This window comes from Pseudomonas serbiensis (assembly GCF_030580745.1).
GTDB lineage: Bacteria > Pseudomonadota > Gammaproteobacteria > Pseudomonadales > Pseudomonadaceae > Aquipseudomonas > Aquipseudomonas serbiensis.
In genome coordinates, this window is sequence record NZ_JAUQOO010000014.1 from 18,188 (window position 1) to 32,282 (window position 14,095).

Consider the following 14,095-nt stretch of genomic DNA (forward strand, 5'->3'; position numbering starts at 1 on the left):
CATGGACAAGTCTGCAGCAGAACGTATTGCCCAGCGTTTCGTCGGCCTGCCTGTGGAGCAGCGCCGCCAGATCCTCGCCAAGATGAGCGAGACCGGGCAAAGCTTCAGGTTGTTGCCCATCGCGGTGACTCGCCATGACGTACAACGTATTCCGTTGTCCTACGCGCAGCAGCGCATGCTGTTCCTCTGGCAACTGGAGCCGGGCAATATCGCCTACAACGTGCCGCTGGCTGTGCGTCTGAATGGCCCGCTGGATGAGCGCTCCCTGGCGCAGGCTCTTGAACTGCTGGTGCAGCGCCATGAAACCCTGCGCACCCGATTCGTATCGGTAGACGGCGAGTTTCATCAGGAAATCCTTGAACAGGCGACCGTCGCACTGGACGTCGCCTATGCCAGCCACGACGACATTGAGGCGCAGGTCAAAGCCGAATTGCAGGCGCCCTTTGATCTGCTGAGCGGCACGCTGCTGCGGGTGAAACTGTTCCGCCTGAACGACGCCGAGCATGTGTTGACCGTGTGCATGCATCACGTGGTCTCCGATGGCTGGTCGGGTGAGTTGCTGATTCGTGAATTCGTTCAGCTCTATGAGGCGCAGGTCGCCGGACAGCCTGCTCAATTGCCGCCACTGGCGATTCAATATGCCGACTACGCCATCTGGCAGCGCGCCTGGCTGGAAGCCGGCGAGGGTGAGCGTCAACTCGAATACTGGAAGCAACAACTGGGCACCGAGCATCCATTGCTGGAATTGCCGCTGGACCATGAACGGCCTGTCCAGCCGAGCTATCGCGGTGCCATTGTGCGGGCAGACCTGCCGGAAAAACTCTCCGCCCGGCTCAAGACTCTGGCGCGCAACAACGGTCAGACCGTATTCATGCTGACCCTGGCCGCGCTGTCGGTGGTGTTGTCGCGCTACAGCGGTCAGGCCGATATCCGCATCGGCGCGCCCAATGCCGGTCGTACCCGCAATGAACTGGAAGGCCTGATCGGCTTCTTCATCAATACCCAGGTGCTGCGCATTCAGGTGGATGAGCGCCAGACCTTCGTCGAGCTGCTGGATCAGGTCAAGAACGTGGTGATGGGGGCGCAGTCCCATCAGGAGTTGCCGTTCGAGCATCTGGTGGATGCCTTGGCCCCCGAGCGTAATCTGGGCCACAACCCGCTGTTCCAGTTCAAGATCAACCAGCATGTCTTTGCCGGTGATCAAGGCAACGCCGGTACGGCTGTGGCCGGGCTGACCGTGGCCGAGTTCCCGGTGGGCGGCGGTGATGCGCGTTTCGACCTGGCCTTTGACTTCACCGACACCCCGTCGGGGTTGCGCGGTTATTTCACCTACGCCACCGACCTGTTCGAGGCTTCGACCATCGAGCGTATCGCGGCGTCGTTGCATGACGTGCTGGAAGCGCTGGTGGCGCATTCCGGCGAGCGCCTGGCGGATCATCCGCTTGCCGTCACGGCTCCGGCTGCACCTCGAACTGCCGATTTCGCCAGTTCCGATTTCCTGACCCTGTGGCAAAAAGGCCTGCAAGCCGGGCAGGGCAAGCCGGCATTGCGTGTTGGTCAGCAAGTGCTGAGCTATGACGAGCTGGAACAGCGCTCCAGCCAGTTCGCCCGTTATCTGCAAGGCGAAGGCATTGCCTCTGGCATGACCGTGGCGCTGTGTCAGGACCGTTCGGTGGAGTGGGTGGTCAGTCTGCTGGCTGTGCTGAAACTGGGTGCGGTTTACCTGCCGCTGGATACCCAGCAACCTGCCGAGCGCTTGCAGCAACTGGCCAGAGACAGCGGCGCGGTGCTGCTGATCCACGCCCGAGGCGATGACAAGGCTGCCAGCCTGGGTGTCTGCCCGGTGCTGGCCTATGACGCCAGCCTGTGGGCCGATGTCGATAAAAGCCCGTTGAATATTCAAGTGCTGGCGCAGCAACCGGCCTACATCATCTACACCTCCGGCTCCACCGGGCAGCCCAAAGGCGTGGTCATCAGCCATGGCGCGCTGGCCAACTATCTGCAAGGCGTGCTCCAGCGTCTTTCTCTGAGCGCCGAGGCGAGCATGGCCATGGTGTCCACCGTGGCTGCGGACCTTGGGCATACGCTGTTGTTCGGCGCCCTGGCATCCGGTCGTCAACTGCATTTGCTGTCCCATGAACAGGCATTCGATCCCGATGGTTTCGCCGCGTACATGGCCGAGCATCAGGTGGCAGTGTTGAAGATCGTGCCGAGCCACCTGCAAGGCTTATTGCAGGCGGCAAGGTCCTCCGATGTGCTGCCGGAGCAGATGCTGATTCTGGGTGGCGAGGCCAGTTCCTGGGCCTTGATCGAACAGATCAGAACCCTCAAACCGGGTTGCAGGATCGTCAACCACTACGGCCCGACCGAAACCACGGTGGGTATTCTGACCCATGAGGTGCAGGAAAAACTCGAGGCCTGCCGCAGCGTGCCCGTGGGACAACCCCTGGCCAACGGCAAGGCGCGGGTGCTGGACGCCTGGCTGAACCCGATGGCCGAGCGGGTGGCCGGTGAGTTGTATCTGGGTGGTCGCGGCCTGGCTCAAGGTTATCTGGGACGCGCGGCCATGACTGCCGAGCGTTTCGTGCCGGACCCGCAAGGCGATGGCGAGCGTCTGTATCGCGCCGGTGACCGTGCGCGCCGGGTAGACGGTTTGCTGGAATACCTGGGCCGTGCCGACGATCAGGTAAAGATTCGCGGCTATCGGGTCGAGCCGGGTGAGGTCGGCCAGGTGCTGCAAGCGCTGGATGGCGTGGCCGAAGCCGTGGTGCTGGCCTTGCCGCTGGAAAGCGACGAATCCCGCCTGCAACTGGTGGCCTATTGCGTGCCAACGGCGGGTACGAAGCTGGAAGTGGAAGCCCTGCGCGAACAATTGACCGCCAGCCTGCCGGAATACCTGGTGCCTGCGCAGTTCGTGGTGCTGGAACGCCTGCCGCTGACCGCCAACGGCAAGCTGGATAAACGCGCCTTGCCCAAGCCGGGCGTGGTCAAACAGCGCTATACCGCACCGGTCGGCGAGATCGAGGAAAAGCTCGCCGCCGTCTGGGCCGATGTACTCAAGCTGGAGAAGGTCGGCACGACCGACAACTTCTTCGAGCTGGGCGGGGATTCTATCCTCAGCCTGCAAATCATCGCCCGTGCCAAGCGTCAGGGCCTCAAGCTGAGCCCCAAGCAACTGTTCGAGAAACAGACCATCGCCCAGTTGGCGACGGTGGCCAAGCTGATCCAGAAGAAGCCTGCTGCGGTGGTCGAGCAGGTCAGCGGAAGCCTGCCGCTGCTGCCGATCCAGGCACGTTTCTTCGAGATGAACATTCCCGAGCGCCATCACTGGAACCAGTCGGTGATGCTCAAACCCAACAGCCTGCTGGAAGCCAGTCATCTGCTGGCCGCCTTGCAGGCCTTGATCGAGCAACATGACGCCTTGCGCCTGGGTTTTGCCCAACAGGATGGCGAGTGGCAGGCGACCTTCGGGCCGTTGAACACCCGTGACCTGCTTTGGGAACACGAACTCAATGATCTGTCGCGCCTGACCGAACTGGCCGACGAAGCCCAGCGCAGTCTGGACCTGAAAAATGGCCCGCTGCTGCGAGCAGTGCTGGTGGGCCTGCCCGAAGGCGAACAGCGCCTGCTGCTGGTCATCCATCACTTGGTAGTGGACGGCGTATCGTGGCGTGTCTTGCTGGAAGACCTGCAACAAGCCTATGTCGCCCTGAATACCGGCAAGGCTCTGGCGTTGCCTGCCAAGACCAGCTCTCTCAAGGCCTGGGCTGCGCAGTTGCACACTTACGCCCAAAGCCCGGCGCTAGAATCGGAACTGGCTTACTGGCAAGCGCAGTTGCAGCACGTCAGCGATGCCTTGCCGGTCGACCATCCGGACGGCGGGCAGCAGCAGAAACACGCCACCTCCGTGACCACTCACTTGAACGGCGACCTGACACGGCAATTGCTACAGGACGCTCCGGCCGCCTATCGCACCCAGATCAACGACCTGCTGCTGACCGCACTGGCCCGTGTGATCAGCCGCTGGACCGGCAAGCCCGATGCCTTGATCAAGCTGGAAGGCCATGGCCGCGAAGACCTGTTCGACGACATTGACCTGAGCCGCACCGTTGGCTGGTTCAGCAGCCTGTATCCGGTCAGGCTTACTCCGCATGCGGAGCTTGCCGATTCGATCATGTCGATCAAGGAGCAACTGCGTGCCATCCCCAACAAGGGCATCGGTTACGGCGTGTTGCGTTATCTCGGCGCAGAACCTGTGCGGCAGAGTCTGCAACAACTGGCGCAGGGCAGCATTGTCTTCAATTACCTGGGCCAGTTCGATGGCAGTTTCGATGCCAGCGATGCGCTGTTCGCACCCTCGGGGGAAAGCAGTGGCACGTCCCAGAGCAGTGAGGCCCCGCTGGCGGCCCCGATCAGCATCAATGGTCAGGTCTACAACGGCGAGTTGCGCCTGAGCTGGAGTTTCAGCGCGGCGGTTTTCGAGCCCGATACCGTACAGCGCCTGGCCGATGAATACGCCCGGGAATTGCAGCAACTGATCGCCCATTGCACCACCGAGGGTGCGAGCGGCATTACCCCGTCCGACTTCCCGCTGGCCCGTTTGAGTCAGAAACAACTGGGGCAACTGTCGATCAACCCGCGTGAAATCGAAGACATCTACCCGCTCTCGCCGATGCAGCAAGGCATGCTGTTCCACACCCTGTTCGAGGAAGAGGCGGGCAACTACATCAACCAGATGCGCGTCGATGTGGCCGGTCTTGATGTCGGGCGTTTCCAGGCTGCGTGGCAGGCGACGGTGGATGCCCATGAAGTGTTGCGCAGCGGATTCGTCAGCCATCTGGAACACTCGCTGCAAGTGGTGCAGCGCACAGTGAACGTGCCGTTTGTCGAGCTGGATGCTCAGGGGCAATCCTCTGTCTGGCTGGATAACTGGGCACAAACGGATCGGCAGAAAGGTTTCGATCTGGCTCAGGGGCCGCTCTTGCGTCTGGCGGTATTGCGCACCGGCGACAATACCCATCACCTGGTCTACACCAGCCATCACATCCTCATGGATGGCTGGAGCAGTTCGCGTCTGTTGGGCGAAGTGCTGCAACGCTACAGCGGTCAGCCAATGCCACAACAGGGCAGCCGTTATCGCGATTACATCGAATGGCTGCAACGCCAGGATGCACAGGCCAGCGAGCGCTTCTGGACCGAGCAGGTGGCCGAGCTGGATGAGCCGACCCGCCTGGTGCAGGCGCTCAAGTCCCATGCCGGCGGGCAGGGCCATGGCGATCACTTCCAGTTGATCGATGCTGCCAGCACTCAGCGCCTGAGCGAGTTTGCCCGCGAGCAGCGTGTGACACTGAACACGCTGGTGCAATCGGCATGGCTGCTGCTGTTGCAGCGCTACACCGGGCAATCCAGCGTGACCTTCGGTGCAACCGTGGCAGGACGCCCGGCGGATTTGCCGGGGGTTGAAGAGCAGCTTGGCCTGTTCATCAATACCTTGCCGGTCATCGCCAGCCCGCGACCTGAACAGACCGTCGCTGACTGGGTGCAGCAAGTGCAGGACAAGAACCTTGCCCTGCGTGAGTTTGAGCACACGCCGCTGTACGAAATCCAGCGTCTGGCGGCCAGCGGTGGCGAAGCGTTGTTCGACAACATTCTGGTGTTCGAGAACTACCCGGTGTCCGAAGCCCTGCAACAGGCGTCGCCGGACGGCCTGGCCTTCAGTGGCCTGATCAACCAGGAACAGACGCATTACCCGCTGACCCTGGTGGTGAATCTGGGCGAGACGCTGTCCCTGCGCCTGAGCTACGCCCGTCAGTACTTCAGTGAAGACGTGGTGACGCAACTGGCAACCCACTTCCAGCACCTGCTTCAGGCGCTGGTGCGTGATCCGGCTGCTGCCATCGGCGAGCTGTCGTTGCTGGATGAACGGGAGCAGCAACAGATTCTGCACGAATGGAACGCCACCTCTGCCGAGTTCCCGGGCGAGCGGTGCGTACAAACCCTGATCGAAGCCCAGGTGCTGGCGACCCCCGATGCTCCGGCGCTGATCTTCGACAATCAGCAGATGAGCTATGCGCAACTGAACGCCCGCGCCAACCAGTTGGCCCACAAACTGCGCGAGTCGGGTATCGGCCCGGATGCGCTGGTGGGGATCTGTATCGAACGCAGCCTGGAACTGGTAATCGGCTTGCTGGCGATTATCAAGGCCGGTGGGGCTTATGTGCCGCTGGACCCGGATTATCCGCAGGATCGTCTGGCCTATATGCTGGCTGACAGCGGCATTGGCCTGTTGCTGACCCAGACTTCGCTGCTGCAAGGCCTGCCGGTGCCCGATCATGTTCAGTCGTTGTGCCTGGATCAGGAAGGTGACTGGCTGGAGGCTTACAGTCAGGACAACCCGGTCAATCGCACCCATCCCGAAAACCTGGCGTATGTGATCTACACCTCAGGTTCGACGGGTAAACCCAAAGGCGCTGGCAATAGCCATCGTGCCCTGGTCAACCGCCTGCACTGGATGCAGAAAGCCTACGGGCTGGATGCCAGTGACACCGTGTTGCAGAAAACCCCGTTCAGTTTCGACGTCTCGGTCTGGGAGTTCTTCTGGCCGCTGCTCACCGGCGCACGTCTGGCGATAGCCTTGCCGGGGGATCATCGGGACCCTGAGCGTCTGGTGCAGACCATTACCCGCTACAACGTCACGACCCTGCACTTCGTACCCTCGATGCTTCAGGCCTTCATGACCCATGAGCAGGTGGAAAACTGCCATAGCCTGCGCCGCGTGGTGTGCAGTGGTGAGGCCTTGCCGGCTGAGCTGGCGTCGCAAGTGCTCAAGCGTTTGCCGCAAGCCGGTCTGTTCAACCTCTATGGCCCGACCGAAGCCGCCATCGACGTGACCCACTGGACCTGCACGCCGGACGATACCCTGAGCGTGCCGATCGGCCAGCCTATCGATAACCTCAAGACGCACATTCTGGATGACGGCCTGCTACCGGCAGCCCGTGGCGCTGCGGCCGAGTTGTACCTGGGCGGTGTGGGGCTGGCGCGGGGTTACCACCAGCGTGCTGCGCTGACTGCCGAACGCTTCGTGCCCGATCCGTTCTCGGCCAATGGCGGTCGCCTGTATCGTACTGGCGACCTGGCACGCTACGGTGCCGATGGGGTGATCGACTATGCAGGCCGGATCGACCATCAGGTCAAGATCCGCGGGCTGCGCATCGAGCTGGGTGAAATCGAGGCGCGGCTCAATGAACATCCGGGCGTGCGCGAAGCCCATGTGATCGATATCGACGGCCCGAGCGGCAAGCAGCTTGCAGCCTACTGGGTCGCGAACGATGGCGCGCAGGATGCGAATGGATTGAAGGAGCATCTCAAGACGCTGCTGCCGGATTACATGGTGCCGACGCACTTTGTCGCGCTGGAAGTCATGCCGCTGACCGCCAACGGCAAGCTGGACCGCAAGGCCCTGCCAAAGCCCGATGCCAGCCAGTTGCAACAAGGTTATGTGGCGCCACGTACCGAACTGGAAGAGCGGCTTGCCGGTCTCTGGGCGGACGTGCTGAAAGTCGAGCGTGTGGGCCTCAACGACAATTTCTTTGCTCTTGGTGGCCACTCGCTGTTGGCGGTGTCCCTGGCGGGCAGGATTCGCGAAGCGTTCGATATCTCCATCAAACTGCATGATTTCCTGTTGATGCAGACTCTGGGCGAACTGGCTGACTTCCTGCGGGCAGGCAAGGCGAAGGTCAAGTCTGCGGTCATCCGCATGAACAACAGCCAGTCTGACAAAACCCCGCTGTTCTGCTTGCCGCCCGGTGGCGGCGGCACTTACTCCTATTACCCGCTGGCAGGCAGGCTGAGCGAAGATCGGCCGGTGTATGGTCTGGTCAACAAGGCCTATGTGGTGCCGGGCTGGTTCGACAGGTCATGGGAGGAAATGGTCGGTTACTTCGTCGAGCAGATCAGACTCACCCAGCCTGTCGGACCATACAACCTGCTGGGCTGGTCCCTGGGCGGAGCCTTGGCCATCGATGTCGCTCATATCCTGGAGCGCGGCGGCGACAAGGTGAACTTCCTGGCGCTGGTGGACACGATGCTGCCAGCTTGCGCAGGCCTGAGCTGGATCGAGGAAGACCCTGAAGTCCGGGCACGGAATCAGGACCAGAACCTGTTCCAGAGCCTGATCCAGAGTCTGGTGGCGTTCGTGCCGGGGCTGGCCCGTGAGCGTGTTATCGAGTTGATCGCAAGCGCCAGGGTATCGCTCAAGGATGAACGTGAAATCGCTGACCGGGTGATCGAACAGGTTGCACAGGATGCCGGTATCGGCGTCGAAAGCCTGCGCAGCGTGTTCCAGGACATCGCGATCCAGGATGAAATCGAAACCGGCTACAAACTGCTGCACGCCAATGCCGTACTGGCCGAAGCCTTCACCCTCAAGACACTGGACGTGAAAGTGGATTGCTGGTGGGCAGGACAAAGCCGCGAACCGGATCAGATCCTCAAGGCGCAAGCCGTGGTTGAAGAACAATGCTCGGTAAACGGGCTGCGCTCCTCGACCACAATTCAGGAGCGACACGACAATATTGTGATAGGGGAGGCGTTTTTGGATGGGGTTGTAGAAGAACTGAAGGGGAGGTGAGCGGCAAGTGGCAAGTGGCAAGTGGCAAGTGGCAAGCTTTAAGCTTTAAGCTTTAAGCTTTAAGCTTTAAGCTTTAAGCTTTAAGCTTTAAGCTTTAAGTCAAAAGCTTGTAGCTTGTAGCTTGTAGCTTGTAGCTTGTAGCTTGTAGCTTGTAGCTTGTAGCTTGTAGCTTGTAGCTTGTAGCTTGTAGCTTGTAGCTTGTAGCTTGTAGCTTGTAGCTTGCCGCTGCTGCCTTCGGCAGCTCTAAAACTCCCCACGCAATGTGAGCATGTAATTGCGCGGGTCGCCGTAATAATTCCCTCGGTCGACATCCCCGGTCGCCTTGTAATACTTGCGATCCAGCAGGTTATTGCCGTTCAGGGCCACGCTCCAGTTTTCGTCGATTTTCCAGGAGGCTCTGGCGTCCCAGATAGCGCGGCCGGGGTTTTTGATTTCTGCTGATGATTCCGCTTCCGAATAGCCGCTCTGGGCCGAAACCCCGGCGCCGAGGGTCAGACGGTTCCAGGTGCCGGGCAGGGTGTAGTTGCCGGTCATGCGGAACAGGTGTCGGGGTGTTTCGGCCGAAATGGACTGGCCGTCGCTGCCACGGGTCATATTGAAGGTGTAGCCCGCCACGGTTTGCAGGCCGGGCAAGGGTTCGCCGCTGGCTTCTACTTCAAAGCCCTTGCTGCGCCGGATATTGCCGTTCAGGTAGCAGGTGCCGTAGATATCGTTCATCAGGCACTCGCCAGGGTGGGTGTTGTCCTCTATGGCCACATCCTTTTGCTTGACGTAGAACAACGCAAACGAAAGGTTCAGGCGCTGATCGAACAGTTCGCCCTTGATGCCGGTTTCGTAGTTGGAGCCTATGGCCGGTTCCAGCAGGTTGCCAGCGGCATCCCGGTAAACGCTTTGCGGCAGAAAGATATCGGTGTAGCTGGCATACAGCGACCAGTTCGGGTCCAGGTCGTAGATCGTGCCTATGAACGGCGTGACTTCATGTTCCTCCCTGGACTTACGGGTGACGCCTGCCGCCTGGGTCTGGTAGTCATACCAACTGAGGCGACCGCCCATGACCAGGCTCAACGATTCGGAGAGATGCAGGCGCAGATTGGTGTAGGCACCATAGCGTTTGTCGCTGAAATCGGTGATGGAAGTCCAGTCGGGCTGTGCCGGTTCGGCAATCAGGTGGTTGTCGGGGTTGAAGATGTCGATTGGCTGGTTGGACGTTACGTTGACCTGCCTGGACTTGCGCGTCTGCTCCGACCAGTTGCCGCCGAAGGTCAGTTGGTGCTCCAGGCCGAAGGCCTCGAAATGACCATCCATGTGCGCGTCGAAGCCGTTGCTTTGCAACTGGTCGGAGCGAAACAGGGTCCGGGCGATACGGGAGCCGGTCAATGTCGTCGGGTCGATGGCGCCTTGGGCATAAGCCACTTTCTGCTCGAATGAACCCGTGGAGTGGGTGGCGGACAATGTGCCCGACCAGCTCTCGCTGAAGTGATGATCCAGCTCCGTGAACACTTCGTCCGTACTGGTCTGGTGACGGTTCCAGTCCTGAGCCAGAGAGGTCGAGCGCGGCAGGTCGATGGCACCGCCATCGCTGTAGCGGGGCAGGCCGAAGATGGTGAATCCTTTGATGTCGGCTTCCTGGCGACGCAGACCTACAGCCAGGGTCGTGTCGTCACTCAGATCGGTTTCCAGGATGCCGTACAGCAGAGGTGCAGACTTCTCCAGGCCATCGATGAAGTAACCACGATCCGCATAGGACGCCACGAAACGGCCACGAATGCTGCCTGAATCGTTCAGCTTGCTGCTGCCATCCAGATCGACCCGATAGTTGTCCCAGGTGCCGGCGCGGGTAGTGATCGAAAACTGCGGTATGGCGGTAGGACGTTTACGTACCAGATTCACCGTGCCGCCGGGGTTGCCTGCGCCGATCAGCAGCCCTGCAGCGCCCCGGAGGATTTCCACCCGGTCATAGATTTCCATATCGGGGGTCATCCAGCCGGTCACGCTATAGCCCTGACCGGATATGCCGTCGATGGTGTAGCTCTCGTCCTCCATGGCAAAGCCACGGGAACTGAAGACATGGGAACCGAAATTGCGCTGGGAAAAGGTGACGCCGGTGGCCTGGGCCATCACGTCTTCCAGGCTGTAGAGGTTCTTGTCGTCCATCAACTGGCGGGTCACGACACTCACCGACTGCGGAATTTCACGCAGGGACTGGGCGCTTTTGGTGATGCTCACTGCGGACGTGGTGTAAGAACCCGAGCCTTCGGTCGTCAGGCCTGTCGGCGGCGCCTGAATCGACAAGGGCTTGAGGCTGACCGGAGGCACAATGGCGGTTAGCGTCAGGGTGTTGTTTTCAAGGTTGTAAGGCACTCTGGCCTGTTCGAGCAGGTTTCTGGCTGCCTGCTCGGGGGTGAACCTGCCGCGCACGGTCTGGCTGCTTTTGCCCTTGATATCGTCCGGGTTGTACAGCACTTGCAGATCACCCTGGCGCCCCAGCTCATTCAGGGCGCTGTTCAGGGGTTGGGCGGGGATATCGAACTCGATTTCCTGAGCCAGGGCCTCACCCTTGAACGCCATCAGCAGCGCAAGGCTCACCACTCTCATCGCAGGCCTTGGCTGGAGCAGCAGGCGGACAGGCAGTGGAGGGCGGGTGCGTGATTGCATAGTGATGGCTCTTCGATCAGTAACGCAGGGTAAACCATACAGCCGTATGGGGCACTGCCTCTGGTCGTCCTTTACCAGGCTATGTGAAAACTACTGCGTTCGGTCATGCTGCGTTGAAAGCAGTCTGTTCACGGCACGTTTTTTCAGCGTGATTCATAAAGAATCCATACGAATGAGGTCGGAATCAATTTAGTGAATTCTGTAAATAAAAAAGACCAGAGGTTGGCCTCTGGTCTTTTTGTGGTGCGCTGCGGATCGATTCATCCGCAGACAGTGAGCGGGATCAGAAGTCGCCGCGCAGGGTCAGGACGTAGCTGCGTGGTTCGCCGTACAGGTTGGAGCGATCCAGAGCCACGGCTGTGGTGTAGTACTTGCGATCAAACAGGTTGTCGGCGTTCAGAGCGACGGTCCAGTGCTCGTCGAGCTTCCAGGAGGCGCGTGCATCCCAGATGGCGCGGCCTGCAACACCCAGTTGATCGTTGGACGGTACTGTGTAACCGGAGTCAGCCGATACGCCAGCGCCCAGAGTCAGACGGTTCCAGGCGCCGGGCAGGTTATAGCTGGTGTTCAGACGCAGCATGTGTTTTGGCGTCTCGTAGGCCACTTCCATATCGGAACTGTTTGCCAGCTGGTTGAAGGTGTAGCCGCCAAAGACCTGAAGCCCTGGCAGTACTTCGCCACTTGCTTCGATTTCAACACCTTTGCTGCGCTTGATGCCGCCCTGGACGTAGCAGGTGTTGTCAGAGCCGCCTGGGCAGAGCTCTTCTGTCGTCTGGTCGACATAGGCCACGTCTTTCTGCTTGATATAGAACAGAGCCATCGACAGGTTCAGTCGCTTGTCGAACAGTTCACCCTTGATACCCGTTTCGTAGTTGGAGCCAATGGCCGGGTCCAGCGGGGCGCCGCCGACCTGTCTGTAAGCGGCTTGCGGGGTGAAGATATCCGCATAGCTGGCATACCAGGACCAGTTGTCGTTGATGTCATAAATCAGGCCGGCGAAAGGTGTAAATTCCTGAGTCTGTTTGGATTCATAGGACAGGGCCGGGCCGTATTTGGCGTTGTAGTCATACTCGAACCAACTGAGGCGTCCTCCCAGTACCAGGCTCAAAGGCTCGGTCAGGTGGATGCGGGTATTGGCGTAGAGGCCAGCTCGTTCTTCAGTCGAGACGTAATTGCTTGTCCAGCCTGTATTCACCGGTTTGGCAAGTGAGCTGGTGTCGACATCGAAGATATTGATGGCAAGGGGAGTCGCGATTGTGACGTTCTTGTTGTCTGCTCTCTGTCTCGACCAGTCAGCACCCAAAGTGACCTCATGGGACAGGCCGAAGGCGTCGAACTTGCCTTCCAGCTGGCTGTTCAAGCCCAGGCTGTTGACTTCATCATCGCGAAACAGCGTGCTCTGGAAGCGTGAGCCAGCCAGTGTTGTCGGGTTGACTGCACCACGTGCAAATGCAACGGCCTGATCGAATCCGCCTTCGGAGTAGGTCAGGGAGGTCTTGTTGAGCCAGTTTTCGTTGAAGCGATGCTCGACTTCAAAGAAGGCTTCGTTCATGTAGGTTTCGAGACGGTTCCATTTGGGAGCCAGGTTCGTCGAACGGGAAAGATCCAGCGACTGCCCGTTGCTATAACGCGGCAGGCCGTAGATCGAGTAGCCGTTGATGACCTTTTCCTGACGACGCAGGCTCATGGTCAACGTGGTGTCGTCGGTCACATCGGCTTCGAGGATGCCATACAGCAGGGGCGTGCGGCTGTTGCGGTTATCCTGATACGAGCCGTTGTCTTCATAAGCGGCCACCATGCGGCCACGGACAGTGCCCGAATCATTGAGCTTGCCGCTGCCATCCAGATCGACGCGGTACTGATCCCATGAACCCGCACGGGTGGTGATCGAGAACTTGTTCTCGGCGGTCGGACGCTTGCGCACCAGATTCACTGCACCACCGGGTTGGCCTGCGCCCACCAGCAGGCCCGAAGCGCCGCGCAATACTTCAACACGGTCATAAATCGCCATGTCCGGCTGCATCCAGCCGGTGATCTGGTAGCCCTGGCCGCCAATGCCATCGACCAGGAAGCTTTCCGCCAGCAGCGAGAAGCCACGGGAGGTATACACGTGACCACCGAAGTTACGGTACTGGAAGCTGATGCCAGGGGTGTCTTCCAGCACTTCGCTCAGGCTGGTGAGGTTATTGTCGTCCATGACCTGACGGGTCATGACCGTGACCGATTGCGGCGTTTCACGCAACGATTGTGCTGCGCCCTTGCCGATAGTGGTCGCACCGGTGGTGTAGGAGCCGGTGCCGTCAGTGGTGGTGCCCAGAGACTGGGAGTCAATCGCGGTCGGTGCCAGGTTGATGGCCGCCGATGAGTCCTGCGCACTCAGGGTCAGTGCATTGCCTTGCAGGCTGTAGGTCAGGCCTGCTCCGGCCAGCAGTTTCCCCGCTGCCTGTGCCGGAGTGAACTTGCCTTGTACTGCGCCGCTGGTTTTACCTTGTACGTCCGCCGGGCTATAAACCGCGCGCACACCACCCTGGCTTTCCAGTTGACTCAGGGCACTGCTCAGCGGTTGGGCCGGGATACTGAACTCGATTTCCTGGGCTTGTACCTGGGCGGCCATGGGCATGCTCAGCGCCAGACCAATTGCTGCCATGGCAGGTCTTGGGCGGAACATGCGGCTGATCAGCAAGGCCTTGCTCAGTGGTGTGAGTCGTGATGGTGTGTACATGGAGTGGCTCTTTCTAGTTGGTATTGGCAGGGAGATCAAAGAGCGTTGTTCAGGCCTGTCCGGAGGCTGGCTTGTGCAGAATCGGAGCA

General features: G+C 60.0%; 3 protein-coding genes. 1 reads left to right on the forward strand and 2 read right to left on the reverse strand.

The window, feature by feature from the left end; translation table 11 throughout:
• The first annotated feature begins 1 nt into the window (after position 1).
• The gene (locus Q6A51_RS17765) at positions 2-8,629 is read left to right on the forward strand and encodes a non-ribosomal peptide synthetase (protein WP_304575383.1); all 8,628 of its coding nucleotides are present in this window, start codon (positions 2-4) and stop codon (positions 8,627-8,629) included.
• Between the two features lie 243 nt (positions 8,630-8,872).
• Here the strand turns inward: Q6A51_RS17765 and Q6A51_RS17770 are convergent, their stop codons facing one another.
• The gene (locus tag Q6A51_RS17770; RefSeq protein ID WP_304575426.1) at positions 8,873-11,224 is read right to left on the reverse strand and encodes a TonB-dependent siderophore receptor; all 2,352 of its coding nucleotides are present in this window, start codon (positions 11,222-11,224) and stop codon (positions 8,873-8,875) included.
• A 343-nt stretch (positions 11,225-11,567) separates the two neighbouring features.
• Complete coding sequence (locus tag Q6A51_RS17775) at positions 11,568-14,006, reverse strand: TonB-dependent siderophore receptor (RefSeq protein ID WP_374063493.1); 2,439 nt, start codon at positions 14,004-14,006, stop codon at positions 11,568-11,570.
• Between the last annotated feature and the right edge of the window lie 89 nt (positions 14,007-14,095).

Coding starts and splice junctions, on each gene's coding strand:
- Q6A51_RS17775 (WP_374063493.1), bottom strand. CDS start 14,006: ATGTACACACCATCACGACTCACACCACTGAGCAAGGCCTTGCTGATC.
- Q6A51_RS17770 (WP_304575426.1), bottom strand. CDS start 11,224: ATGAGAGTGGTGAGCCTTGCGCTGCTGATGGCGTTCAAGGGTGAGGCC.
- Q6A51_RS17765 (WP_304575383.1), top strand. CDS start 2: ATGGACAAGTCTGCAGCAGAACGTATTGCCCAGCGTTTCGTCGGCCTG.